The organism is Pseudoduganella rivuli (genome assembly GCF_009674485.1).
In the GTDB taxonomy this organism is placed as follows: domain Bacteria; phylum Pseudomonadota; class Gammaproteobacteria; order Burkholderiales; family Burkholderiaceae_D; genus Rugamonas; species Rugamonas rivuli_B.
Window position 1 is genome coordinate 139,192 of record NZ_WKJJ01000002.1, and the last position, 24,731, is coordinate 163,922.

Consider the following 24,731-nt stretch of genomic DNA (forward strand, 5'->3'; position numbering starts at 1 on the left):
ATTAGGCCTGTTCGATTGCAGGCACAAGCGGTGTTTAATCCGCCCCGGCAAACTGGCGGCGGTAGGCGCCGGGACTGGTGGCGGCCAGGCGGCGGAAGTGGTGGCGCAGCGATTCTTCGGAACCGAAGCCGGCCCGTTCCGCCACTTGCACCAGCGGGATCTCCGCGGTTTCCAATAAATCCTTGGCCAGCGCCACCCGTTCATGGATCAGCCATTCCACCGCGCCCATGCCGGTCGCTTCCTGGAATTGCCGCTGCAACGTGCGGGGGCTCATGGCGGCCCGCTGCGCCATGCTGCCCACCGTGTGCGGCAGCGCCGGATTGCTGCGCAGCCAGTCCATCAGCCGCGACAGCCGGCCCTGCTCGTCATGCGCCATGGGACGGGGCAAGAACTGCGCCTGGCCCCCTTCACGGTGCGGCGCCACCACCAGCCGCTGCGCCACCAGATTGCCGATACGGGCGCCGTAATCGCGCCGCACCAAATGCAGCAACATGTCGATGCCCGCGGCGGACCCGGCCGAGGTGATGACCTGGCCTTCGTCGACGTATAAATCGTCCGGCTGCACGATGATGTTCGGGTGGCGTTTGGCCAGCCGGTCCGTATAGCGCCAGTGCGTGGTGGCGCGCTTGCCGTCGAGCACGCCGGCGGCGGCCAGCACGAACACGCCGGAACAAATCGAGCACAGCCGCGCCCCCCGTTCGTACGCGGCGCGGATGGCGTTCACCAGCGCGGGCGGCGGCGCTTCATCCGCATCGCGCCAGCCGGGGATCACGATGGTGTCCGCCAGCGCCAGCAATTCCGGTTCGTATTGCGCCTGCACGGTGATGCCGCCCGCCGCGCGGATCGGCCCCGGCTCCACCGCCACCACTTCGAAGTCGTACCACGGCACGCCCAGTTCCGGGCGTTCCAGCGCGAACAATTCCACCACGCAACCGAATTCAAACGTGCATAAACGGTCATAAGCGAGGGCGACGACGAGATGTTTTTTCATGGCGCAATCTTACCGGAGTTTGGCATTTGTGCCACTTCAGACGTCTGCCGGCGGCCTGGATAATGACTCCATCGCAACACACAACCACCGGAGAACAGCATGTCCATCGTTACTGAAATCCCCGCAGCACCGAGCGCCGCCGCCCTGGCCCACTTCGAAGCCTCGTTCACGTTTGAAACGGATTGCTGGGATGTGCACCACGCGATCACCACGGGCCAACAGGATTTCGTGCTGCTGGACGTGCGCGGCACGGAGAAATACGCGGCCGGCCACGTGCCGGGCGCCATCGACCTGGCGCACCGCAAGATCATCGGCTCGAAAATGGCGGCGTACCCGGCCGGCACCTTGTTTGTCGTCTACTGCGCCGGTCCCCACTGCAACGGCGCCGCCCGCGCCGCCGTGCGCCTGGCCAAGCTGGGGCTGCCCGTCAAGGTGATGCCGGGCGGCATCACGGGGTGGCTGGATGAGGGGTTTGCGCTGGAGAAATCGGCAGTGGCGGCCGCCGCTTAACCGCCGGGGCGGGGTTACCCGCCCAGCGCTTTCTCCACCGCCCCGACCAGTTGCTTGTCTTCCGGCGTCACCTTGCTGGGGAAACTGTCCACCACCTTGCCATTGCGGTCGATCAGGTATTTGTGGAAGTTCCAGGCCGGCGTTTTGCCGGTGGCTTTGATCAAGTCGGCATAAAACGCGTTCGGGGCGGAACCGGACACCACGGATTTCGCGAACATGGGGAATTTCACGCCATACGTGTTGTAGCAAAAGTCCGCGATTTCCTTGGCCGAGCCCGGTTCCTGCTTGCCGAAATCATTCGACGGGAAACCCAGCACCACCAGCCCTTTGGCGCCGTATTTCGCGTACAGCGCTTCCAGCCCTTCGTATTGCTTGGTGTAGCCGCAATAGCTGGCCGTGTTGACCACCAAAATCACCTTGCCCGCGTACTGGCACAGGTTTTGTGGCGCGTCATCCTGCAAGCGGTTGAACGATTGCTTGAGGATGGCGGGGCAGGAAGCGGGGGCGGCGGACGCCGCACCAGGCTGCTGCGCCCGGGCAGGCGCCTGGGCCGACAACAGCAGGACGGAAGCGATGGCAAGGGTGGAGGCGATTTTCGTGGACATGACGGCGCTCATAGTGAAAAAACCGATTCTAAGCCATACCGTGCGCCATCCCCACAACAGTCAAGCGTAAAAAGCAAACATGCGCTTGAGACAGCACAAATACCGCCAGTCGCTGCCGAGCAAAATGGAAAGTTCCTCTTGCTACGGAGCCTGCCATGCCACGCCGAACGATCCCCGTCGCCCTGTTGCTGATCCTGATTGCCATCGCCGCCTTCGTGCTGCCGCCTGCCCGCGCCGCAGCGCCGGCAACAGCGTCCGCTGCGCAGGAGACGCCCCATCGATGGTGGTGGCCGCCATGGCCTTGGCCGCCCCGCCCCCCAAAGCCGCCGCACTTGCCTGCCATGCAGGCGACCGACGTGTCCGTTTCCGGTTTATCGTCGGGTGGATACATGGCCGTGCAATTCGATGTCGCGTATTCCGACCTGGTGACCGGCGCCGGCATCATTGCCGGCGGCCCCTACGGCTGCTCACAGGGCCGGCTCGACACCGCCACGGCAGTCTGCAGTTGCACCGGTCTCTTGCCTTGCAACATCAAGCCAGGTGGCACCCATCCCGCCGCGCTGGCCGCCACGGCCGCCACGTATGAAAAACAGGGCGGTATCGCCCCGCTGGCCAACCTGGCCCGGCATCGCATCTGGCTGTTTTCCGGCGCGGCCGACACCCTGGTGCCGCGTCCCGTCATGGACGACTTGCAGGCCTGGTACAGCCGCTATACCACGCTGATCGCCTACCGCCGCGACTTACCGGCCCAGCACGCCATGCCCACCGATCGCTACGGCAATGCATGCGGCGATCTCGGAACGCCGTACATCAACAATTGCGGCTTCGACGCGGCGGGCGCGCTGCTGCAATGGATTTATCCGGGATTGGTCCCGCGCAGCACCGCCCCGGATGCCGGCCGGATGATCGAGTTCGACCAGTCGGAATTCCTTGCCGATCCCGAAGCCCACGGCATGGCGCTGCGCGGCTACCTGTACGTTCCCCGCGATTGCGAGGCCAGCCACGGCCGCGGTTGCAGGCTGCACATCGCGTTCCATGGCTGCCAGCAAAACTGGGCCAATGTCGGCGACCAGTTCATCCGCCACGCCGGCTATAACGCATGGGCCGACAGCAACCGCCTGCTCGTGCTGTACCCGCAAACCGCGGCGATTTATCCGCTGGCCAATCCCAATGCGTGCTGGGACTGGTTCAGCTATGACGACCCCGCCTATGCGCGCAGGCAGGGACGCCAAATGGCCGCCATCAAGCGCATGGTGGATCGCCTGACCCGTCATCAATAGCGGCCGTCAAATCCCGGCCAGGCAGATGTATTTGATTTCCAGGTATTCATCGAGCCCGTACTTCGACCCTTCGCGTCCCAGCCCCGATTGCTTGACGCCGCCAAACGGCGCGATTTCATTGGAAATCAAGCCGGTATTGACGCCCACCATGCCCGATTCCAGGCCTTCCGCCACGCGCCAGATTCGGCCGATGTCGCGCGAATAGAAATACGCCGCCAGGCCGAATTCCGTGCTGTTGGCCAGCGCAACCGCTTCGTCATCGGTCTTGAAGCGGAACAGCGGCGCCAGCGGCCCGAAGGTTTCCTCGCCGGACACGCGCATGGCCGGCGTCACGTCGGCAATCACCGTCGGTTCAAAGAAACCGTGCCCCAGCGCATGGCGCTTGCCGCCCGCCAGCAGGCGGCCGCCCTTGGCCAGCGCATCGGCCACGTGCTCTTCGACCTTTTGCACGGCCTTGTCGTCGATCAGCGGCCCCTGTGTGACGCCGGCCTCGGCGCCATTGCCCACCTTCAGCTTGCCGACGGCCGCCACGAATTTTTCAGCAAAGGCGTCATACACGCCATCCTGCACATAAATGCGGTTGGCGCATACGCAAGTCTGGCCGGAATTGCGGTATTTCGACGCCATCGCCCCTTCCACGGCGGCATCCAGGTCCGCATCGTCAAACACGATGAAGGGCGCATTGCCGCCCAGTTCCAGCGACAGTTTCTTGATGGTGGGGGCGCACTGCTGCATCAGCAGACGGCCCACGCCGGTCGACCCCGTAAAACTCAGCTTGCGCACAATGGGGTTCGACGTCATTTCCGCGCCGATGTCGCGCGGCGATCCCGTCACGACGGAAAACACGCCGGGCGGCACGCCGGCCTGTTCCGCCAGCACCGCCAGCGCCAGCGCGGAAAACGGCGTGGCTTCGGCCGGTTTCAGCACGATGGGGCAGCCTGCCGCCAGCGCGGGCGCCGCCTTGCGGGTAATCATCGCCAGCGGGAAATTCCACGGCGTAATCGCGGCGCAGACGCCCACCGGTTCCTTTGTCACGATCAGGCGCTTATCGGGCCATGGCGACGCCAGCGTATCACCGGCAATGCGCTTGGCTTCCTCGGCAAACCACTCGAAGAACGACGCGGCATACGTGACTTCACCCCTGGATTCGGCCAGCGGCTTGCCCTGCTCCGTGGTCATCAACAATGCCAGGTCTTCCGCGTTTTCCAGCATCAAATCCGACCATTTGCGCAAGATCGCGGCCCGCTCCTTGGCGGTTTTTTTGCGCCACGCGGGCCACGCGGCATTGGCCGCTTCGATGGCGCGCCGCGTTTCCGCCGTGCCCAGGTTGGGGATTACGCCGATCTGTTCGCCCGTGGCGGGATTGGTGACGGGATGGGTATCGCCGCTGTCCGCGCCGGTCCAGGCGCCGTTGACATAGGCTTGCTGGCGCAACAGGCTGGGGTTCTTGAGTTGCATGCTGGTCTCCGTTGGCTGTGAGTGACGGTTGCCCGGTATGCTACGCCAGTCACGATTTGTTTGCATCCCGGTACAGCCATACGCGCATCAGGGAAAACAGCTTGTCGATGTCGACCGGCTTGGCGATGTAATCGCTGGCGCCCGCATCCAGGCAATGCTGGCGGTCGCTCGCCATGGCCTTGGCCGTCAGCGCAATGATGGGCAAGCCGCGCCAGCGGGGCATGGCGCGGATGCGTCGCATGGCTTCAAAACCATCCATTTCCGGCATCATCACATCCATCAGCACGATATCGATGGCGGGATACGCTTCCAGCTGTTCCAGCGCTTCGCGCCCGTTCGACGCGTGGACGATGCGCATGGCTTTCCCGCCCAGCGCCGCCGACAGTGAAAACACATTGCGGATATCGTCGTCGACCAGCAGCACGGTGCAACCGGCAAACACGGCTTCCTTGTCGAGCGTGCGCAACGCGGCAGCCTGGCGCTGGCGCGGCAGCGCGCTTTTCACCTGGTGCAGGAACAGGCTGACTTCGCCCAGCAACCGTTCCTGGCTGCGGGCGCCCTTGATGATGATGTGTTCCGTGTAGCGCTCCAGCCGCGTTATTTCTTCCCGCAGCAACTGCTGCTCGGAATGCACGATCACCGGCGCCCGGCCCGCATCCCCCGTGCGCAGCAAGCGTTCCAGCAGCGCGCATTCATCCATGTCCGACAGGCCCAGGTTCAGCACCACGCAATCGAACGTCCCCTGCGCCCATTGCGCCAGCACGTCGGCGCCGCTGTGCACCTCGACGATGTCCAGATTGTCGCGCGCCAGCAGCGCCGCCATGGCGGCCGACTGTTCCGGCGGGCCGGCCACCAGCAAGCGTTTGCCGCCGGGCTGGGAAGACGCCCCATCGATGGCGGCAATGATTTGTTCGAGCTGCACGGCGCTGACCGGCTTGCTGGCAAATCCCGCCGCGCCCATGTCCAGCGCCCGCTGACGGTCATCGGAACAGGTAATGAAATGCACGGGAATGTCGCGCGTCGCCTGGTTTTCCTGGATGCGGCGCATCACGCCCCAGCCATCCATCTGCGGCAGCATGACGTCCAGGATGATGGCTTGCGGCGCGTGCCGCTCCGCCAGCGCCAGCCCGGCCTCGCCATCGCAGGCGACCAGCGCCAGGAACCCCTGCTCGCGCACCTTGTCGCGCAAGATGCGGGCAAAGGCGGGATCGTCCTCGACGATCAGGATCGTGCGGCGGCCATCCGCGTTCAGCGCGCGGTCGTCTTCGATGGCGCCGGGCGGCGCGGGCGCAGGCGCGGCCGATGCCGCCGGCGGCACCGGCAAGGCGGCCAGCGGCGCCTGCTCATCCGGCTTGCCCGCCGCCGGGCCTGGCAACGGCAGGTACAGCGTGAACGTGCTGCCCTGCCCCGGCGCGCTGGCCAGCGTGATGTCGCCGCCCAGCCGCTGCGCCAGCTGGCGCGAAATCGACAGTCCCAGGCCGGAGCCGCCGTACTTGCGCGCGGTGGAGCCGTCGGCTTGCTGGAATGCCTGGAATATCAGTTCGTGCTTGTCCGGCGCGATGCCGATACCGCTGTCGCGCACCATGAATGCCAGCGCCGGCCCCTGCAGCGGGCTGTCGGCGCACGGCGCGACAGTCACGGCAATCTCGCCCTCCGTGGTGAATTTGAATGCGTTACCCAGCAAGTTCCGCAGGATCTGCAACAGCCGGTGTTCGTCGCTGCGCAAGCTGGCCGGCGTGTCCGGCAACTGTTCGATGTGCAGCACCAGGTTTTTCTGTTCGGCGACCGGCGTGAACAAGGCTTGCAACTGGTGCAGCAACGCCGCCAGATCCACCGTTTCAATGTGCATGGCCATCTGGCCCGCTTCGATCTTCGACAGGTCGAGGATATCGTTGATCAGGTTCAGCAAATCCCTGCCGGCGCCATGGATCGTGGCCGCGTACTCGATTTCCTTCGCATCGAGGCGTCCGCCCTTGTTTTGCTGCAGCAGGCTGGAAAGAATCAGCATGCTGTTGAGCGGCGTGCGCAACTCGTGCGACATGTTGGCAAGGAATTCGGACTTGTACGCGCTGACACGCTCCAGTTCCGCCGCCTTGCGCACCAGTTCCACGCCGGCAGCCTCGGTTTCCTGGCTGCGCTTGCGGATGATTTCACGCTGCTGTTCCAGCAACAGCGCGCGTTCTTCCAGTTCTTCATTCGATTGCTGCAACTCTTCCTGCTGCACGCGCAATTCCTCGGTCTGCGCCTGTGTTTGCATCAACAGCTCGTTGACGCGCTCGCGCGACTGCGCCACGTCGATGGCGATGGCCAGCGCTTCACCGGCCCTGGCCAGCCAGTCCAGGTGCCGCTCCGTGAAGGGCTGGAAGCCGGAGACTTCGATCAGTCCGAACAATTTGCCTTCATGCAGCAGCGGCACGGCCACGATGGCCGCCGGCGGGGCATGCCCGGTCGATGACTTAATCCGCGGATACGACGCGGGCGCCCCACTCACCTGCAAGACGCGCCGCTGCTCGGCCGCGGCGCCCGCCACCCCTTCGCCGAGCGCAACCTGTTCGGGGGCATCCGACAGCGCGTGGGTGGCCAGCAAGTTCAGCATCTTGCGCTGCGGCTCGTACAAATACAGCGCCCCCACCGCCGCCCCCACATAGGTGCTCAGGAAGCTGACCAGCGCCGGCCCCATGTCGGCCAGCCGCACTTCACCGCGCATGCGCAGGTTCACTTCATTGATGCCGCTCTTGTGCCAGTCCAGCAGCGCATCCCGCTCGCGGTGGCTGCGCAACGCTTGCGTCATCGCGCGCAATGCCAGGTCCAGCGAGCGCTGGACTTCGCTCATGCGGCCGATATCGCCCGTCAGCTGCCCCACCTCGTTGGGCGCCGAGATACCCGGTGCGACCGGCGCCGGCGCCAGGATCGCGATGTCGTGTTCCAGGTTTCCCTCGGCCACCGCGTTGACGGTCTCGATCTTTTCCTTGGCGCCGCCCGTGAGGCTGGCCACGTGGTCGCGCAGCGCCAGCACCGGGCGCAATATCCTGCGGTACAAGTAGCCCCAGCTGGACAGCGTGACCATGCCCGCGATCACGGCAATGGCGAGCGCCAGCCGCAGGTATGCCGCCTGGCGCGCTTCCAGTGCGCGCAAGTCCTGGCTGGTGCGCCGGTCGACCGATTGCAGGAAAGCGTCGATCGGCTGCATGATGCGGTCCTTTTCGCCGTGGTAGCGGGCGCCGAACAGCAAGGCTTGCGCAAATGCGGGATCGGGTGCGCGCCCCTTGCGGGCATCGGCAAAGCGCCCTTGCATGGCGTCGAAAGCTTCCTTTTCCAGGCCGACCAGCGCATCCGAGCGCGCCTGCGACTCCGCCAGCAGCGCAAACTCCGCCTCGCTGAAACCGGCGCGCCGCATCAGGCTTTGCAGGGCTTCGGCGCCATCGCTGCCGCCCGGATCGGCCGCGTGCCACCAGTAGGTATTCGAGTAATGGTGCGGCCGCGGCAACTTGCCATTGCGGATATCGAGGATGGCGAAGTAGTTTTTCTTGTATTGCTCGTCGCCCGTCACGACATAGGTGCGCGCCATGCGCGTCAAGTCATCCGAGCTTTGACGTAACTGCTCGGCCAGCTTGTAAGACTGGAAACGCGCTTCTTCGCTTTTCACCACGTCGTGGTGAATGTTCAGCAGCTGGAACAGGTCGAAAACAAGAAGGGACAGCACTGCCAGGGAAAACAGCGCGGTCCACGCCGTGACGGTTTTGATCTTCATAGAGAAGCCATGCCTGCATTCTGAGCATGAGCTAGTATCAGATAAAAACTGACACGGCGAGCGCTTTTCAGCGGTTTTTAACGATATTCCGCGCCATCTGTCGCAATTTTTTGTTAGCGAATTTTCAATGTGGCCAGCGATGCATCCGGCGCCGGCCAGCGCAGCTTCAGGCTTTCCAGCGTTTCCAGCAACAGCCTGGCAATGGCCAAGTCGCGATGCGGTTTCGAGTCGGCCGGCACGATGTACCACGGCGCATGGTCGGCGTCGGTGGCCAGGATCGCCTCTTCATAGGCGCGCTGGAACGCCCGCCACTGCTTGCGCTGGTCGATGTCGGACTGATCGAATTTCCACTGCTTTTTCGGATTGTCGATGCGCGCCTGCAGACGCTCGCGCTGTTCGCTCTTCGAGATGTGCAGCATGACCTTGACGATGGTGGTGCCGGTTTCCGCCAGCATGCGCTCGAAATCGCGGATCTGCGCATAACGGCGCCGGCATTCCTTGCCGTCGATCTGCTTCAGCACCCGCGTGATCAGCACTTCCTCGTAATGGCTGCGGTTGAACACCACCATTTCCCCCTTGGCGGGAACGTGCCGGTGGACGCGCCACAGGTAGTCATAACCCGCTTCCAGCTCGGTGGGCGCCTTGAACGCCGCCGTGCGCAAGCCGACCGGGCTGATTTTGCTGTACAGCGAACGTACCGCGCCATCCTTGCCGGACGTATCCATGCCCTGCAACACCAGCAACACCTTGTGCTTGCGCTGCGCGTACAGCATGGTTTGCAAGTCGTTGATCCGCTCCAGCACGTCGTCCGTGCATTCCTTGTCGCCCGCCTTGCTGCCATCGCCCAGCGGCTGGCGCGCGGCATCGGCGTCATCCAGCGTGAATTTATCTGGAACGCGGAACTGTTCGCGGGCTTTCATGGCATCCCCCCCCCGTATTGACGATGAGGCAAGCCTAGCAGATCCGGCCCGGCGCCGGCGCATCAACGGCGCTGTGGATAACGCGATGCCGCCACTTCGCGCAGCGCGGCCAGCATGGTTTCCGCGCCGGGGGACAGCCGGTGGCGCTGGCGCGTGATGATGCCGTACATATCCATGCGCAAACCCAGTTCGAACGGCAACACCACCAGCAAGCCCGTATCGAGGTAAGGCCGCACCAGTTCTTCCGGCGTGGCCGCCACCATGCGGCTGCCGATCAGCAGCGATGTCAGCACCGGCAGCGCCAGGGTTTCCACCGTCTCCACGGGCGGCTCCATCCCGGCCGACAGGAACAACGTAGTCAGGCGGTCGCGCAGGATGCTGCCGGCCGGCGGCAACACCCACGGCGTGGCGGCCAGGTCGGCCAGGGTCAGGTCGGTGCGTCCCGCCAGCGGGTGGCCGGCGCCGGCGATCAGGCTGTGCGGCTCGTCCGTCAGCGGTTCGAACTGCAATTCATTGGCCAACGTGCTGTCCAGGATACGACCCACCACCATATCCAGTTCGCCCGCGCGCAGCCGCTCCGTCAGCAATTTGCTGGTATCGACCGTCACGGACACTTGCAGCCTGGCGTGGCGCTGCTTGAGCAGTTTGACGGCGTCCGTCACCAGGCCCGCCGATGGCGTCAGCACGGTGCCGATCGCCACCCGGCCACTGAGGCCGGACAACAGTTCCATCACTTCCTGGTGCGCGGAATCCATTTCGGCCAGCGCGGCGCCGGCGCGGCGGATCATGACTTCGCCATACCAGGTCGGCACCACGCCCCGCGGCAGGCGCTCGAACAGTTGTACGTTCAGCGCATGTTCCAGCTCCGCCAGCAGCTTCGATGCCGCAGGCTGCGTCAGATTGGCAGCCTGCGCCGCATGCAAAATGGACCCATGCCTGCCCAATTCCACCAGCAAGACCAGGTGGCGGGTTTTCAGGTGGGAGCGGACAAAACGGTCGGCGCGGGGATCGGACATTGGCGTTACGTCAGTGAAACGAATTTACTCATGATAGAGAGCGGTCCTACCACCGTCAATCAGGATATCCGTCGCGTTGATGAAGCGCGCCTCGTCGCTGGCCAGGAACAATGCCGTATACGCCACTTCGCGCGGCTCGCCAATGCGCTTGGTTGGCAGGATCGCCGTCTGGCGCGCTTCCTCGGCGGCCGGATCCGGCGCTTCGCTGAGCCATTTGCGGGTGTTTTCCGTCATGATCAGGCCCGGCGAAATCGAATTCACGCGGATGCCGCGCGCCGCATACTCGATGCCCAGCGATTTCGTCAGCCCCAGCAACGCGTGCTTGGCCACCGGGTAAGGGAAACAGCCCGGAATGATCTTGTGGCCGTGTACGGAAGCGATATTGACCACGCTGCCCGCGCCCTGTTCCAGCATGTGCGGCAACGCCGCCTGCGTGACGTTCCACGCGCCATCCAGGTCGACATTGAAGCAGCGCTGCCACTGTTCGCGCGACATCGACAGCGGATCGGCAAACACATTGATACCGGCATTGTTGATGACGATATCCACGCGGCCGAAGCGCTCGACCGTCCTGGACACCAGCGCCCGCATCTGTTGCGGGTCCGCCACGTCACCCTGCACGAACAGCGACCGTTCCGGATCCATGGTTGACCGCATGGCGGCGGCCACGCCGTCGTCCGCGTGGCTGTTGTACACCACGTACGCGCCCTCTTCCACGAACAGCTGGGCAATGGCGGCGCCGATGCCCTGCGTCGAGCCGGTGACGATGGCGACTTTATCTTTAATACGGTTTACCACATTTCCTCCCACAGTCATTAATCGCGGTGCGTCGCACCGCGCGATTTCAATTGGTCCAGCGGCACGCACGCGGAAATCACATCCAGTTCAAAACCCTGGGCGGAATTGAGCTGGCCGCTTATGTTGCGGCTTATGTTGCGGCCTCCTGGGGACTGCTGGTATCTACCGGTCTTTGAACAGTGCGCCGGGCAAGCCCCGGGCGCCGCCCGCGTCGAGCCGGTACAAACCGCCCGCGGCGCCCGGCTGCGGCATGGCGCCCACCAGCAAGTGTTCGAACTGCGGCCCGCCAAACGCGGGCTGGGTCGGATATTTCGCGGGCAATTCAATACTGCGCAGCAGGCGGCCATCGGCCGCGTAGCGCGCGACTTTGCCGGCGCCGAAATGTGCGCTCCACAGGCAGCCGTCCGCGTCGATCACGGCGCCGCGCGGCTGCGCCTGTTCCACTTCCGCGAACAGGCGGACATTGGCGACTTTCGCGGCTGCCGAATCGTAATCGCACTGCATGATGCGGCGCGTGGCGGCATCGCTGAAATACAGTGTGCCGCCGTCAGGGCTGACGGCGATGCTGTGCGCCATGGCGGCCGCCGGCAAAGCCAAACGGCGCAAGCCATGTGCTGTCGAATACTGGTAATAGCTGCCGATCTGGCGCGCTTCCGGCGTCACGTTGCGGGTGCCGAAGACAAAATGGCCGTCGCGGTCCGCCGCGCCGTCGCTGATGCCCGTGCGCGGTTCGGCCGGATCGACCGCCACGCCGGGTTGCGGTGGACGCCGTCCCAGGCCCTGCGCGGGTGGCGTGGCGCGGTCGGCAAAGCACAGCCACTTCGCCTGCGCCAGCAGCACGCGGCCGGAATGACAAAACGCCAGGGCGGCGGCGCGGTCCGGCAAGCGGGTGCGGGAAGGTTTGACAGGGGCTTCGCCATACTGCTCCTGCCACGTGTAGATGGAAGCGCTGTCCGGGTCGCACCACCACCATTGGCCATGGTGCCAGCGCAAGCTCTCCACGTGCCCCGACGCCAGCAAGGTGACGGCGCCGTTATCATGGACCTCATCCGCGCCGGCAGGCGCTACGCGCGCATTCCGCACGGACGACGCCACGATTACACCTGTTCCCGCCAAGCGCGCACGAACGCGCGGGCGTTGTCGCCCACGGTCGCAGCGCTCATGCCCGGCTTGTACAGCGCGGAACCCAGGCCGAAGCCTGCCGCGCCGGCGGCGCGGTATTCGCCCATCGTGTCCGGCGCGATGCCGCCCACCGGCAGCACGCGCAGGTCGGCAGGCAGGACGGCGCGCATTGCGCGCAGCAACGGCGGCGTCACCAGCTCGGCGGGGAACAGCTTCACCGCGTCGGCGCCGGCCTTGACACAGGCAAACGCTTCGGTCGGCGTCGCGGCGCCCGGTACGCAATACATGCCCGCCGCCTTGGCGGCACGGATCACTTCCGTATCCGCATGCGGCATCACGATCAGCTTGCCGCCCGCACCGCGCACATCGTGCGCGGCTTGCACACTGAGCACGGTGCCGGCGCCCAGCAGCGCGTCGTCAGGCAGGCTGCGCGACAGCAGCGCGATGGATTCCAGCGGCTGCGGCGAATTCAATGGCACTTCGATCATGCGGAAGCCCGCTTCGTACAGGGCGGCGCCGATGCCTTCCGCTTCGGACGGACGGATGCCGCGCAAGATCGCCACCAGGGGCAGTGCGTCAAAGGCGCGGTCGAACAGGTTCAATGCGGTATTCATACAGATTCCAGGGAGGTAGATTGCGATGGCGCCAGTCCGGCGGCGCGGGCCAGCAGCAGCAAACCGGCAGGCGCCGTGTTATCCAGCGCCAGCGCGCGTTCGCCGCTGTAGTGGCGCAACGCCACCTGGTAGCGGCGGCACAGTTCCGCGCTGCCCACCAGCGCCAGCGGAGCGGTTTCCAGCCCCGCCTGTTCGCGCCATGCCAGGCCGGCGCGGAACTCGTGGCCAATCAACAGGCCGGACAGGTAGTCGCCCAGCGCGGCGGGCGCCATGCGGCCCGTGACGCCCAGCGTGCGGGCGGCAAACATCTGGTGCGCCACGCCGAGATGGCCATGGCGGCGCGCTGCTTCCACGCCATCCAGGAAGGCCGCTTCATTGAACGCGCTCTCTTCCATCAGGCGGCCCAGCACGGAGTGCTTGCGCAACACCGCATACAGCTCGCCCGTCATGTGGGTAGCGAAGCGGCGGATCTTGCCGTGGCGGACTTGCGCCCATTTCGAGTGGGTGCCGGGCAGCACGATGCAGGCGCCCTCGGATAACTGTGGCTGCAAGTGCAGCGCACCGATGATTTGCGTTTCCTCGCCCCGCATCACATCGGGCGGCAAGCCGCTTTCATCGCACAGCAGGCCGGGGGCGATCAGGATTTGCTTCGATTCGGCGCCGCCGGGGCTGGGCAGCATGCCCGTCGCCAGCGCACGCGCATCGGCGGGACACGCCGCATAGGGCACATCGAGCCAGCCATGCAGGCTGCCCACCATGCCGCACGCCACCACCGGCAAGGCGGGACGGGCGCGCATCCAGTCGCCGGCCACCTCGTCCAGCGCGGCGGCGAAAGCCCCCGCGCCCGAGATCACCGACGCGCCGTCGCCATTGGCGCGTTCCGCCAGCGCCAAACCGTCCGCGCCAATCAGGAAGGCGCGCAGGCTGGTGCTGCCCCAGTCGACGCCAATCAATTGCGCGGCGTCGAGCGCCTGCTGTCCGGTGGCCATCTCAGTTGCCACGCTTACCACTCCGCCACGGAACCATCGAAGTGGCGCCACAGCGGGTTGCGCCACTCGGGCGCATTGCGGCTCGCTTCGATGACTTTTTCTTCGTTGATGACCACGCCCAGGCCCGGCTTCGGCAGCGGCTTGATGTAGCCCTTGTCCAGGTGGAAGTCTTCAGGGTTCAACACGTAATCCAGCACTTCGCCACCCTTGTTGTAGTGGATGCCCATGCTTTGTTCCTGGATCACCGCGTTGTACGAAATGAAGTCCACTTGCAGGCACGATGCCAGCGCGATCGGACCCAGCGGGCAATGCGGCGCCAGGGTCACGTCGTACGCTTCCGCCATGGCGGCGATTTTCACGCATTCCGTGATACCGCCGGCGTGCGACAAGTCCGGCTGCAGGATCGAAATGCCGCCGCGCTCGAACACGTGCTTGAACTCGAAGCGCGAATACATCCGCTCGCCGGCCGCCAGCGGGATCGACGTGGCTTCCGCCAGGCGCGGATAGTATTCGGCCTGTTCCGCCAATACCGGTTCTTCGACGAACAGGGGGCGATACGGTTCCAGTTCCTTCAACAGCACCTTGGCCATCGGCGCGGCCACGCGGCCGTGGAAGTCGATGCCGAACTCGATGTCGTTGCCAAAGGCTTCACGGATTTCAGCAATGCGCGCCACGGCCGCGTCGACTTTCTTCGACGTGTCGACCAGGCCGAATTCCTCGGTGCCGTTCATCTTGAACGTATCGAAGCCGGCTTCGCGCAACGCCTGGATCCCGGCAATCACGTCCGCCGGGCGGTCGCCGCCAACCCAGCTGTAGGTTTTCATGCGGTCGCGCACCAGGCCGCCCAGCAATTCGTACACGGGCACGCCCAGCGCCTTGCCCTTGATGTCCCACAGCGCCTGGTCGATACCGGCCATTGCGCTCATCAGGATCGCGCCGCCGCGGTAAAAGCCGCCGCGGTACATCACTTGCCACAGGTCATTGATACGGCGCGGATCCTGGCCGATCAGGTAATGGCCGAATTCTTCAACGGCGGTTTCCACCGAGCGCGCCTTGCCTTCGATCACGGGTTCGCCCCAGCCGACGATACCCTCGTCGGTTTCGATCTTCAGCAACATCCAGCGCGGTGGAATACGGTAAGTGGTCAGCTTGGTGATTTTCATGGCTTCATCAGAGGGGAAATTCGATGAAGCCAGTCTACGGTGGAGCGTAAATCCAGAAATATGTAACTTTTACGCCTGCCTATGCTGTTTTCACATAGCTCTCGGGCGCGCCCGGCTTATGCAATGGCCAATTTTGCAGCCCGGATGCCCCACCACGCCGCCTCTTCAAACACGGAAAAACCCGATAAATCCGCATGGGCAAACAAAATGGGCCCATCCACGTCGCGCAGCGCCTGCGCGCCCCGGTTGGACAGGAAGCCCGGCAGCGGCGCCGCCATCGCATGGCCGCGCAGCGTGATGTCGACCCGCTCGACGCACGGCGCAAACGCGGCGCCGTAAGCCGCGTGCAAATCGGCCGACGCCAGCGCCAGCAGCTCGGCAGGCGACGACGCCACCATCCAGCGCCGCGCCGAGACGGGCGTGCGGTCCGACAGTGCGACATAGGCGGAAAACACGGTCTTGGGCGGCGGCGTGACGCGGATATCCTGGTGCGTGGACACCACGAAGCCCAGTCCCGGTTCCTGGTACACCACGTTATCCCATGACAGCGGCACGTGCGGTTTCTCTTGCGGGAAGCGGTTGAGCAGGAAGTTCGCCACCAGCCACGGCGAATACACGGGGTTGTCGCGCTCCCCGTCATAGCCATACTGCGCGATGTTGTCGACCACGCGCGCCGCCACGTACAGCGGCATGGCGCAAATGGCTTTACGGGCCCGCACCAGGTAGCTGACCGGCTTGTTGTTCTCCAGGCGGAAGCACAGCGCTTCCACGCCTTGCGCGTTTTTTTTCACCGACACCACGGTACCGGCATGCCGCCTGACGGCCGCCTTTTGTTCCAGGCCCGCGGCCAGCGGCTGCAAGCCGCCCGGCCACGTCAGCCACGCCCCATTCGACGCATTGGCGGCCTGCCCCCAGCGGCTGCAGTAATAGTGCAATCCGGCCCACGCGGACACCTGGTCGTAGCGCGCGCCGTAATCGTCGCGGCAACAGTAATTCAGGTACCAGTGCAGGGTGGGCGAGCGGTAGCCCTGCTGTTCCAGCCATGTTTTCAGCGTGATGCGGTCCAGCACCCGCCACTGCGGGTCTTGCGACGACAGCACGGTCGGGAACACGAAGATGCGCTTGCCGTCGCTGCCGTGGGTTTGCCGCAGCTTGTCCACTTCGGCAAAGAAGCGCTTGTGCTCCGCCAGCTCCCACGCCGGCACGCCTTCCGTGGGAATAAAGCCTTCCTGCCACTGCCCCTGGTACAGCAGGCGTTCTTCCGGCGCGTGCAGCAGCCACCGTTCGTCGTAATACGGCTTGTCCGCATACGGATCGCGTTCGATGATGCCGAGGTCAAACAGGATATCGCGCACGTGCGTCGATTCCGGCGACGGCAGCGGCAAATAATGGCCGCCGGTCGGGTATGCCAGGTCGCCGAACCGGCCGCCGGCGGCATTGCCGTACGGTTGCGGGCCGTCGACCATCAAGAAGTCGCCATGCCCCAGCTTACGCAGCTTCCATGCGGCCGTCATGCCGGCAATACCGGAACCCAGGATGGCGACATCGGTGCGCAGGATTTCCGCCGGCGGCGGCAACGCCTTGCGGTCGCGCATGAAGTGGCCTTCATCGCGGCCCGGGTAGTGGATGGCGGGCGTGATTTCCTGCCAGCGCTGGAAGCCGGCCACGCTGCCCGCGGCCAGGGCACCGCTGGCCCCGGCCCAGACCAGGAAAGAGCGGCGTTCCATCAGCGGATCACCTTGCGCCAATCCTGCTCGAATTCATGCACCAGCGATTGCGTATTGAGGCGGTTCGGCGCCATCTCCATGCGCTGCATATCGGGCGGGAACGCAAACATGGCGCGCGTGGTGTCGCCGTTCAGGTAACGCATCGGCAAGCGGTATTGGCCGGGCGGCTGGTAAGCCATCTGCGGCGACGCCAGGATAAAGCCCCATTCGCCGAACGACGGCACATAGGCGTGGTAGGGATACGTCTTCAGTCCCACGTCGCGCAAGGTGGCGTCAATGGTCCAGTAAGCATGCGGCGCAAAGAACGGCGACGTCGACTGCACGACGATCAGGCCATTGGCCGCCACGTGCTTTTTCACCATGCCATAGAACGGCACCGAGTACAGCTTGCCCAGCGCGAAGCTGGACGGATCGGGGAAATCAATGATGACGGCGTCGAACATCTCGTCCGTGTTTTGCAGCCAGATCGCCGCATCGGCATTGATGACGCGGGCGCGGGGGTTGCGGAACGACCCGCCGTTCAATTTCACCAGTTCGTCGCGCGTGGTGAAGGCGCCTGTCATGGCGGGGTCCAGGTCGACCAGCGTCACCTGTTCGACGTTCGGATAGCGCAGGATTTCCCGCAGCGCCAGCCCGTCGCCGCCGCCCAGCACTAGTACCTTTTTCGCCCACGGCAACGCCTCCAGCGCCGGGTGCACCAGCGCTTCGTGGTAACGGTATTCGTCGCGCGACGAGAATTGCAGGTTGCCGTTGATGTACAGCCGCAAATCGTCTTTCCAGCGCGTGATCACGAGGCGCTGGTAGGGCGTGGTGGTGGAATACACGATTTCATCGCCAAACAGCCCGTGTTCGCCCCAGTGCGTCATGCGGTCCGCGCCGATGAATCCCGCCACCAGCACGCCCATCACGGAGGCGGCGCGCAGCACGCGGCCGGACAGGTTCGCCAGTTCGGTGCGAAACACATAAATGGTCCAGCAAGCCACGCCGACATTGAGCATGCCAAACAAAAAACCCGTGCGCACCAGCCCCAGGTGGGGCGCCAGCACCAGCGGGAACAGCAGGGACACGGCCAGCGCCCCCAGGTAATCGAAGGTCAGCACGCGGCTCACCAGTTCATTGAATTCCGTCTTGCGCTCGTTCAGCGCGCGCATCACCAGCGGCACTTCCATGCCCACCAGCGCGCCCACCATGAACACCATCACGTACAGCAGCGCGCGGAACGGCGCCGCCATCCACGCAAATGTCAGGAACAGCACGGCGGCCGACACGCCGCCGATCAGGCCGACCGCCAGTTCGATGTCGACAAAGCGCCCAAGCACGTCGTCATCCTTCACGTATTTCGACACGTGGGCGCCCACGCCCATGGCAAACAGATAACAGCCAATAATGGTGGAGAACTGCAGCACGGAATCGCCCAGCAGGTAGCTGGACAGCGCGCCGGCAATCAATTCGTAGGCCAGTCCACAGGAGGCGACAACGAAGACGGACAGGATCAGAATTCTTTTTGTCATCAGGTATTTCTGTTCTAATATTGTCAGTATTACAGGATACTATCCGAGGAATGCCGTGCCGCCCATCCTAAACTATGCGATCCACCTGTTCCTGGCCGCGCTGCTGCTGGTCATGTTCTTTGCGATCTACACGCGCATCACGCCCTACGATGAAGTGCTGCTGATCCGCCAGGGCAACCCGGCGGCGGCCTTGTCGCTGGGCGGGGCGCTGATCGGTTTTTCACTGACCATCGCATCGAGCCTGGTGCATACGGCGAATTACGAGCAATTCTTCCTGTGGGCGTTCGGCGCCATGGCGGTGCAGGTGCTGGCGTATTTCGTCACCTCGCATATGCTGAAGATGTCGCGCGACCATATCGAGAACGGCAATGCCGCGTATGGCGGCTTGCTGGGCGCGATTTCGCTCTCGATCGGCGCCATCAACGCCGCCTGCATTTCCTGAAACCCTACTGACTTTGAAGGACACCATCATGGGCCTCGGCAGCTTTATCAAGAAGCAGTTTATAGACGTCATCCAGTGGACGGAAGACCAGGAAGGCGTACTGGCATGGCGCTTCCCCATGCAAGACCAGGAAATCCAGAACGGCGGCGTGCTGGTGGTGCGCGAATCGCAGGTGGCGGTCTTCGTCAACGAAGGCCAGATCGCCGACGTGTTCGGCCCCGGCACGCACAAGCTGACCACGCAAACCCTGCCCGTGCTGACCAACCTGAAAAACTGGGACAAGCTGTTCGATTCCCCGTTCAAGTCGGACGTGTATTTCTTCAGCACCCGGGTGCAGACCGGCCGCAAATGGGGTACGCAGCAGCCGATCACGATCCGCGACAAGGATTTCGACATGATCCGCGTGCGCGCCTTCGGCATGTACTCGTACCGCGTGGCCGATCCCCGCAAGTTTTACACGGAGCTGTCCGGCACGCGTGAGCTCTACACGCGCGACAACGTCGAAGACCAGCTGCGCGGCATCCTGATGGCGACCATGGCCAGCTCGCTGGGTGCCTCCAACGTGGCCTTCCTCGACATGGCGGCCAACCAGGCGCTGATGGCGCAGCAGGTGCGCGGCGACCTGGCCGACGCTTTTGCCCGCTATGGCGTGGGACTCGATGAATTCAACGTGGCCAGTGTCAGCCTGCCGGAAGAATTGCAGGCCGCGCTGGACCAGCGCATTTCCGCCGGCATGAAGGGCAGCCTGGGCGCCGACAAGATGGCCGGCTACACCAAGTTCCAGGTCGCCGATGCGATCCCGCTGGCGGCGCAAAACGAAGGCGGCATTGCCGGTATCGGCGCGGGCCTGGGTGCGGGCGTCACGCTGGGCCAGGCGATCGGGCAGGTGGTGGGCGCCTCGCTGGCTCCGGCATCGCCGCAGGCCGCGCCTGCCGCGGCAGCTCCCGCAGCGGCTCCTGCCTCGGCGGAAGACGATATCGAAGCGCGCCTGGGCAAGCTGAAAGGCTTGCTGGACAAGGGTTTGATCTCGGCCGCCGACTACGACACGGCCAAGTCGGAACTGTTGAAGAAACTGATAGGTTAATTTCCGCCCATGCAGATAGTTGCCTGCCCCAGCTGCGGCGCGGAAGTCACGTTCCGCTCGCATGCGTCCGTCATGGCCGTGTGCGAGTACTGCAATACCAGCGTCCTCAAGGATGCGGATTCGGTCAAGGACATGGGCAGGATGTCCGCCGTGCTGGAAGATTACTCGCCAGTCCAGATCAACACGTCCGGCGTGCTGGGCGGCCGCCACTTCACCGTGGTGGGCCGCATCCAGCTGCAATACAGCGCCGGCATGTGGAACGAGTGGTACCTGCTGTTCGACGACGGCGCGACCGGATGGCTGGGCGATTCGTCCGGCCAGTTCGTCTTCACCACCCCGCGCCAGACGGCTGGCGCATTGCCTTCGTTTGACAGCCTGTCGCCCGGCAGTTTCACCACCGTGGAAGGACGCCGCTATACGGTGGCCGAAGTGCGCACCGCGCAATGCATTGGCGGCCAGGGTGAATTGCCGTTCAAGGTGGGCGACGGGTGGCGCGCGCAGGTGGCCGATTTGCGCGACGGCGGCAGCTTTGCCACGCTCGATTATTCGGATGGCGCAGTGCCCACCGTGTACACCGGCGTGTCCGTCACGCTGGATAGCATGCAGTGCCAGCTGCTGCGCGACGATGACGAAATCCGCCGCACCACAGGACGCCACCGGGGCAAGCTCACGGCGCTCGATTGCCCGTCCTGCGGCGGCCCCATCAAATACCTGCCCGGCCTGACGTCGACCTTGCTGTGCCCTTCCTGCCATGCGCAACTCGATGCGGCCAGCCCGAAAGTGCAGGTGCTGCAAGCGGGCGAGCGGCTGGAAGCCATGCGACCATCGCTGGAACTGGGCGCCATGGCGCGCATGAACCAGCAGGAATTCCGCGTCACGGGCTTCATGGTGCGCGAAGACGATGAAGGCACGCGCTGGACCGAATACCTGATGTACGGGAACCGCTCGGGCTTTTCGTGGCTGGTGGAGACGGACGAGGGCTGGTACCGCGCCAACGTGATGTCCGAGTGGCCAAGCTGGGACGGCGGCGACTATGCGCGGCAGGACAAGGCATCGTTCAAGAAGCTGTACAGCTATGGCGCGCGGGTGGTCTACGCGGCGGGCGCGTTCAACTGGAAAGTGCAGGCGGGCGACACGGTGCACGTGACGGAGTTCGAACAGGGGCAGGTGCGGCTGGCCGCCGAACTGGCACAGGAAGAGTTGACGTGGTCGCGCTCCACGCCGGTGCCATACGACCAATTGAAGGCGCTGTTCGGCACGTCGCTGCGCGGCAAGGAGCCCGCGCCGAAAACACGGTCCGGCAGCCCGAAAAGCACGGCCAAGAAAGCCATCATGGTGATGCTCGCGCTGAACCTGGTGCCGATCCTGCTGTCGTTCAGCGGCGCGTTCTTTTATAACCTGATCGGCGCGCTGGCGATTTTCCTGCCCGCGCTGTTCATCGAATCGCAAGGCAAGGATCAATAATGGGCCGCTACACCTTGTACGTGGTTGTCGTGCTGGCGGTGACCACCATCAGCAGCTGGACCCATATGCTGAGCAGCTTTGCCTCCTCGTCCGGCAGCGGCTCGAGCTGGAGCTCGCATTCGGGCGGCGGCGGCAGTTATGGCGGCGGCTACAGCGGCGGCGGGGGCGGAGGCCACAAGTAATGGTGCATTTGCCGCGCGGGCAGCACGTGCTGGCGGATTTGTCCGGCATCGATGCGGACAAGCTGGCCAGTTGCGACGCCATCGAACGCCTGTTGCGCGCGGCAGCCGAAGCGGCGGGCGCGCACGTGCTGCACAGCCATTTCCACGGCTTCGGCCCCGGCCAGGGCGTGACGGGCGTCGCACTGCTGGCCGAGTCGCACATTTCCATCCACACTTGGCCGGAACACGGCTACGCGGCCGCCGACATCTTCATGTGCGGCGATGCGCGGCCGGAATTGGCGTTGCAGGTGCTGCGGTCCGCACTGGCGCCGGAGGCGATCCGCGTGCAGACCATCGAGCGCAAGCCGGACGTTACAGCTTGTACGACACCCCCACATTAAAGCGCCGCCCGAATTCCGTCACCTCTTGCTGGAACGGGTTCTTCGCCGTCGTATACACGACTTTCTGGTTGGTGAGATTGTCGATACCGAAGCGCAGCTGCACATTCGGCGTCAATTGCTTCGCCACGTTCAGCGTCACGTACGTTTCCGCTTCATTGTTGATCAACTGCCCCGCACCCCAGGTCGGGTTGCGCACGAAGGCGCTGTGGTAGTTGGCCGACATGCGCGCTTCGAAGCCATTCTTCTCGTACCACAGCGTGACGCCGCCGTTATGCTTCATCAAGCCTTCGATCGGGAACGGATTCCCGGTTGGGAAGTTTTCCTTGATGTCGCTGCTGGTGTACGAATAATTGCTGAAGATGCCGAAGCCATTGTCGAACGATTGCTGGTATACCAGTTCCGCGCCGCGCACATTGCCGCCTTCGCCGTTGACGGAGCGCGTGATGACGGCGCTGCGGCCGTTGATGGTGGTGGTGTCGCCCGTGATGCCGATGTAGCGGCTGATCTGCTTGTAGAACAGGCCTGCCGACAGCAGCGAACCTTTGCCGAAGTACCACTGGTACGCCAGGTCCGCCTGGTTGGCCATCATGGGCTTCAGTTCAGGATTGCCGGCGCTGCCCGTCAATGGCTGCACGGGGTTCGGGTCCACGTTCAGGTTGCGCGACGCGCGCATTTCATCGAGCGGCGCCCGCGAGATGGCGCGCGCCAGCGAGAAGCGCACTTGCCGTTCCTGCTTGTCGTCCATGTTGAAGATCAGGTTCAGGCTGGGCAGTACTTCCGTGTAGCTGGTGCCGCCGCTGACCGCAGTCGGCGCCGCGCCATTCAGCGATTGCATGCCTTCGCCGGTCTGCGACGTGTGCACCACGCGCACGCCCACATTGCCACGGTACGTGCGCCCGCCCACCTGGCCATCCAGTTCGCCCTGTGCATACAGCGACGAACTGCGCTCCTTCACGCGCCAGCCGGACAGCAAGTCGTTTTGTGTCGGCGTGCGGCCGGCCGCATCGAAGGCATTCGCGCCAAACACTTTGGTGGTGGTACCCATGAAGTCCTTCAGCGCGATGAATGGCGCCGCCATGCCCTGGACCGTCACGGTTTCATAATCGGCGTTGCTGATCGTGCCGGTCGGGTTCAGGTTCCACGTGGTCTGGTGGTATTGCTTTTCCCGTTCCGTCAGGCGCGCGCCGACTTTGACTTTGTTGACGGGGCCGAATTCCACGGGACGCGCCGCCGACAGGTGGACGGCATCGAGGCGGTCACGCAGGTGGCCATCGGTATCGACGTACAGCGTCGCGGGGCCGAAGTTGGCGGGGTTGCCCGTGTCCTGGCCATACGCGTACTGCTGGTGCTCATCGCCGGTGAACGACCAGCTGACCGTGGCGCCGCTCCTGGCGAACTGGCGCAAGTCGCGCCACTGGCTGGCGCGGCTGGCGTGCGACGTCGACAGGTCCGCTTCCAGCTTCCAGTCGCCCGCGTTGAACTTGCCGTTCACGCCGGCGGCAAAGTTATCCATGTTCTGGATCCAGATGGTGTCGTTGGTGGTCAGGCCCACGTCCTTCACCGTACCGCCCACCACGTAACCGTCGCGGATATCGGCGCTGGTGTAGTTGGCCTTTTGCCAGCCATCCCAGTTGCCGACGTCGCCGCTCCAGTGGGCGAGGCCGGGTTCCTTGATCTTCGCCTGGGCGTAGTACACATCGCCCGTGATCAGCGCATCGGCGCCGGCTTTCCATTCCACCTTGCCCAGCACGGACGAGCGGGTATCCTTGCCGCGCTTGATGGAATCGCTCCAGCCCCACGGGGTCTTGTCGATCTTGCCGTCGCCGTTCAAATCGCGGGAATGGTCTTCATTGAAGCCGAAATGCTTGACGTTTTTTTCCAGCGACGGCTGGTCCTGGTAACTGAACGCCAGCGCCACGCCCAGCTTGCGGTCGTCGAACTGGTCGATGTAAATGCCGCCCAGGCGCGGCGCGGTTTTCTTCGCGCCGGGGATATCGCGGCCCAGCGCGTAATACAGCGCATCGGCTTTCAGTGAAGCCTGGCGGCCGCTGTACTTCAGCGGCGACACGGTTTGCAAATCAATGGTGGTGGCCACACCGCCTTCCACCAGCTCGGCCGCCTGCGTTTTATACACGGTGGCGCCGCTCAGCGATTCGGACGGGAATTGCTCGAAGCGCACTGCGCGGTTGGGTTCCGACGACGCCAGTTCGCGGCCATTCAAGGTGGCGCCGATAAAGCGCGGGCCCAGGCCGCGCGCCACGATCTGGCTGGCGTTGCCACGGTCCATGCCGGACGACAGGCCGGGCAGGCGCGCCAGCGATTCAGCGATCGTCGTGTCAGGCAGCTTGCCGATGTCTTCCGACGCGATCACTTCCACCATGCTGTTCGATGCCTCCTTGACCGCAAGTGCATTGCGCACGGAAGCGCGGATGCCGGACACGGTGATTTGCTGCACCTGGTCCGCTTGCTGCGTTTGGGCTTGTACATCAAGGGCCACGCCGGCGGCGGGCATGGCAAATGCGCTGGCAATCAGCCAGCTGAGCTGTTTTTGTTTCATCGAGTCTCCCAGGACTTGGTAGTTTGTAGTTTTATTCGCGGCGTCGGTTACAGCGGTGCGCCGCGTGAAATTCATCGTACGGAAGCGTTGCATCGCAAACCAATACTGAATTCGCTCAAAACTATGAGCAATTCATATAGCTTGATCATTCACTCACGCCGGCCAGG

The 24,731-nt window shown here is 64.3% G+C and carries 21 protein-coding genes; 7 read left to right on the forward strand and 14 right to left on the reverse strand.

Features of this window, described 5'->3' with window-relative positions:
• Positions 1-34: 34 nt before the first annotated feature.
• Positions 35-991, reverse strand: coding sequence for a transcriptional regulator FtrA (gene ftrA, locus GJ700_RS03340; protein WP_154371240.1), 957 nt, complete (start codon positions 989-991; stop codon positions 35-37).
• Between the two features lie 99 nt (positions 992-1,090).
• Between ftrA and GJ700_RS03345 the strand changes: the two genes are divergently transcribed.
• Positions 1,091-1,501, forward strand: coding sequence for a rhodanese-like domain-containing protein (locus GJ700_RS03345; protein ID WP_154371241.1), 411 nt, complete (start codon positions 1,091-1,093; stop codon positions 1,499-1,501).
• Positions 1,502-1,515: 14 nt separating this feature from the next.
• Here GJ700_RS03345 and GJ700_RS03350 read toward each other — a convergent pair whose 3' ends face one another.
• On the reverse strand, positions 1,516-2,106 hold the full coding sequence (locus GJ700_RS03350) for a glutathione peroxidase (RefSeq protein WP_154371242.1): 591 nt from the start codon (positions 2,104-2,106) through the stop codon (positions 1,516-1,518).
• 155 nt (positions 2,107-2,261) lie between these two features.
• On the opposite strand from GJ700_RS03350, the gene GJ700_RS03355 reads away from it, so the two are divergent.
• A complete protein-coding gene (locus tag GJ700_RS03355) occupies positions 2,262-3,386 on the forward strand; it encodes an extracellular catalytic domain type 2 short-chain-length polyhydroxyalkanoate depolymerase (RefSeq protein WP_229506778.1) in 1,125 nt (374 codons plus the stop codon).
• A gap of 6 nt (positions 3,387-3,392) precedes the next feature.
• Here the strand turns inward: GJ700_RS03355 and gabD are convergent, their stop codons facing one another.
• The 11 genes from gabD to GJ700_RS03410 form a co-directional block, all read right to left on the reverse strand.
• Positions 3,393-4,844, reverse strand: coding sequence for an NADP-dependent succinate-semialdehyde dehydrogenase (gabD, locus tag GJ700_RS03360; RefSeq protein ID WP_154371243.1), 1,452 nt, complete (start codon positions 4,842-4,844; stop codon positions 3,393-3,395).
• Positions 4,845-4,893: 49 nt separating this feature from the next.
• A complete protein-coding gene (locus GJ700_RS03365; RefSeq protein ID WP_154371244.1) occupies positions 4,894-8,595 on the reverse strand; it encodes a response regulator in 3,702 nt (1,233 codons plus the stop codon).
• A gap of 113 nt (positions 8,596-8,708) precedes the next feature.
• Complete coding sequence (locus GJ700_RS03370; RefSeq protein ID WP_154371245.1) at positions 8,709-9,515, reverse strand: PPK2 family polyphosphate kinase; 807 nt, start codon at positions 9,513-9,515, stop codon at positions 8,709-8,711.
• 62 nt (positions 9,516-9,577) lie between these two features.
• Positions 9,578-10,531, reverse strand: coding sequence for a LysR substrate-binding domain-containing protein (locus tag GJ700_RS03375; RefSeq protein ID WP_154371246.1), 954 nt, complete (start codon positions 10,529-10,531; stop codon positions 9,578-9,580).
• A 24-nt stretch (positions 10,532-10,555) separates the two neighbouring features.
• Positions 10,556-11,347 carry an SDR family oxidoreductase gene (locus tag GJ700_RS03380; protein WP_154371247.1) on the reverse strand — a complete coding sequence of 264 codons (792 nt, stop codon included), beginning with the start codon at positions 11,345-11,347 and terminating at the stop codon, positions 10,556-10,558.
• A gap of 144 nt (positions 11,348-11,491) precedes the next feature.
• Entirely contained in the window at positions 11,492-12,424 is a 933-nt protein-coding gene (locus tag GJ700_RS03385; RefSeq protein WP_195763767.1) for an SMP-30/gluconolactonase/LRE family protein, read from the reverse strand.
• 2 nt (positions 12,425-12,426) lie between these two features.
• Positions 12,427-13,065, reverse strand: a complete 639-nt coding sequence (locus tag GJ700_RS03390; protein ID WP_154371249.1) for a 2-dehydro-3-deoxy-6-phosphogalactonate aldolase — start codon at positions 13,063-13,065, stop codon at positions 12,427-12,429.
• Positions 13,062-14,066, reverse strand: coding sequence for a 2-dehydro-3-deoxygalactonokinase (locus GJ700_RS03395; RefSeq protein WP_371867807.1), 1,005 nt, complete (start codon positions 14,064-14,066; stop codon positions 13,062-13,064). Before GJ700_RS03395 ends, GJ700_RS03390 begins: the two co-directional genes overlap by 4 nt.
• A gap of 2 nt (positions 14,067-14,068) precedes the next feature.
• On the reverse strand, positions 14,069-15,217 hold the full coding sequence (dgoD, locus tag GJ700_RS03400; RefSeq protein WP_154371250.1) for a galactonate dehydratase: 1,149 nt from the start codon (positions 15,215-15,217) through the stop codon (positions 14,069-14,071).
• Between the two features lie 116 nt (positions 15,218-15,333).
• Positions 15,334-16,944: an NAD(P)-binding protein gene (locus GJ700_RS03405; RefSeq protein ID WP_154371251.1), complete on the reverse strand. Its 1,611-nt coding sequence runs from the start codon at positions 16,942-16,944 to the stop codon at positions 15,334-15,336.
• On the reverse strand, positions 16,944-18,455 hold the full coding sequence (locus tag GJ700_RS03410) for a polyamine aminopropyltransferase (RefSeq protein ID WP_154371252.1): 1,512 nt from the start codon (positions 18,453-18,455) through the stop codon (positions 16,944-16,946). Before GJ700_RS03410 ends, GJ700_RS03405 begins: the two co-directional genes overlap by 1 nt.
• A 55-nt stretch (positions 18,456-18,510) precedes the next feature.
• Here GJ700_RS03410 and GJ700_RS03415 point away from each other — a divergent pair, with 55 nt between their 5' ends.
• From GJ700_RS03415 to speD, 5 genes are read left to right on the forward strand one after another with little or no spacing between them, the layout of a single operon-like run.
• Positions 18,511-18,897 carry a DUF350 domain-containing protein gene (locus GJ700_RS03415; protein ID WP_371867808.1) on the forward strand — a complete coding sequence of 129 codons (387 nt, stop codon included), beginning with the start codon at positions 18,511-18,513 and terminating at the stop codon, positions 18,895-18,897.
• A gap of 28 nt (positions 18,898-18,925) precedes the next feature.
• Positions 18,926-19,981, forward strand: a complete 1,056-nt coding sequence (locus GJ700_RS03420) for an SPFH domain-containing protein (protein ID WP_154371253.1) — start codon at positions 18,926-18,928, stop codon at positions 19,979-19,981.
• A 9-nt stretch (positions 19,982-19,990) separates the two neighbouring features.
• Positions 19,991-21,445 (forward strand): DUF4178 domain-containing protein, encoded by a 1,455-nt coding sequence (locus GJ700_RS03425; RefSeq protein WP_154371254.1) that lies wholly within the window; start codon positions 19,991-19,993, stop codon positions 21,443-21,445.
• On the forward strand, positions 21,445-21,627 hold the full coding sequence (locus GJ700_RS03430) for a hypothetical protein (RefSeq protein WP_154371255.1): 183 nt from the start codon (positions 21,445-21,447) through the stop codon (positions 21,625-21,627). The genes GJ700_RS03425 and GJ700_RS03430 overlap by 1 nt, the downstream gene beginning before the upstream one ends.
• Entirely contained in the window at positions 21,627-22,007 is a 381-nt protein-coding gene (gene speD / locus GJ700_RS03435; RefSeq protein ID WP_154371256.1) for an adenosylmethionine decarboxylase, read from the forward strand. Before GJ700_RS03430 ends, speD begins: the two co-directional genes overlap by 1 nt.
• On the opposite strand, the gene GJ700_RS03440 is transcribed toward speD, so the two are convergent.
• The gene (locus tag GJ700_RS03440) at positions 21,979-24,564 is read right to left on the reverse strand and encodes a TonB-dependent receptor (RefSeq protein WP_154371257.1); all 2,586 of its coding nucleotides are present in this window, start codon (positions 24,562-24,564) and stop codon (positions 21,979-21,981) included. The genes speD and GJ700_RS03440 overlap by 29 nt on opposite strands.
• Positions 24,565-24,731 lie beyond the last annotated feature (167 nt).

Bases quoted from the DNA above. Each gene is read 5' to 3' on its own strand.
- gabD (WP_154371243.1), bottom strand. From the start codon at position 4,844: ATGCAACTCAAGAACCCCAGCCTGTTGCGCCAGCAAGCCTATGTCAAC.
- GJ700_RS03375 (WP_154371246.1), bottom strand. From the start codon at position 10,531: ATGTCCGATCCCCGCGCCGACCGTTTTGTCCGCTCCCACCTGAAAACC.
- GJ700_RS03420 (WP_154371253.1), top strand. From the start codon at position 18,926: ATGGGCCTCGGCAGCTTTATCAAGAAGCAGTTTATAGACGTCATCCAG.
- GJ700_RS03365 (WP_154371244.1), bottom strand. From the start codon at position 8,595: ATGAAGATCAAAACCGTCACGGCGTGGACCGCGCTGTTTTCCCTGGCA.
- GJ700_RS03380 (WP_154371247.1), bottom strand. From the start codon at position 11,347: ATGACTGTGGGAGGAAATGTGGTAAACCGTATTAAAGATAAAGTCGCC.
- speD (WP_154371256.1), top strand. From the start codon at position 21,627: ATGGTGCATTTGCCGCGCGGGCAGCACGTGCTGGCGGATTTGTCCGGC.
- GJ700_RS03405 (WP_154371251.1), bottom strand. From the start codon at position 16,944: ATGGAACGCCGCTCTTTCCTGGTCTGGGCCGGGGCCAGCGGTGCCCTG.
- GJ700_RS03345 (WP_154371241.1), top strand. From the start codon at position 1,091: ATGTCCATCGTTACTGAAATCCCCGCAGCACCGAGCGCCGCCGCCCTG.
- dgoD (WP_154371250.1), bottom strand. From the start codon at position 15,217: ATGAAAATCACCAAGCTGACCACTTACCGTATTCCACCGCGCTGGATG.
- GJ700_RS03440 (WP_154371257.1), bottom strand. From the start codon at position 24,564: ATGAAACAAAAACAGCTCAGCTGGCTGATTGCCAGCGCATTTGCCATG.
- GJ700_RS03430 (WP_154371255.1), top strand. From the start codon at position 21,445: ATGGGCCGCTACACCTTGTACGTGGTTGTCGTGCTGGCGGTGACCACC.
- GJ700_RS03410 (WP_154371252.1), bottom strand. From the start codon at position 18,455: ATGACAAAAAGAATTCTGATCCTGTCCGTCTTCGTTGTCGCCTCCTGT.
- GJ700_RS03350 (WP_154371242.1), bottom strand. From the start codon at position 2,106: ATGTCCACGAAAATCGCCTCCACCCTTGCCATCGCTTCCGTCCTGCTG.
- GJ700_RS03425 (WP_154371254.1), top strand. From the start codon at position 19,991: ATGCAGATAGTTGCCTGCCCCAGCTGCGGCGCGGAAGTCACGTTCCGC.
- GJ700_RS03370 (WP_154371245.1), bottom strand. From the start codon at position 9,515: ATGAAAGCCCGCGAACAGTTCCGCGTTCCAGATAAATTCACGCTGGAT.
- GJ700_RS03355 (WP_229506778.1), top strand. From the start codon at position 2,262: ATGCCACGCCGAACGATCCCCGTCGCCCTGTTGCTGATCCTGATTGCC.
- GJ700_RS03390 (WP_154371249.1), bottom strand. From the start codon at position 13,065: ATGAATACCGCATTGAACCTGTTCGACCGCGCCTTTGACGCACTGCCC.
- ftrA (WP_154371240.1), bottom strand. From the start codon at position 991: ATGAAAAAACATCTCGTCGTCGCCCTCGCTTATGACCGTTTATGCACG.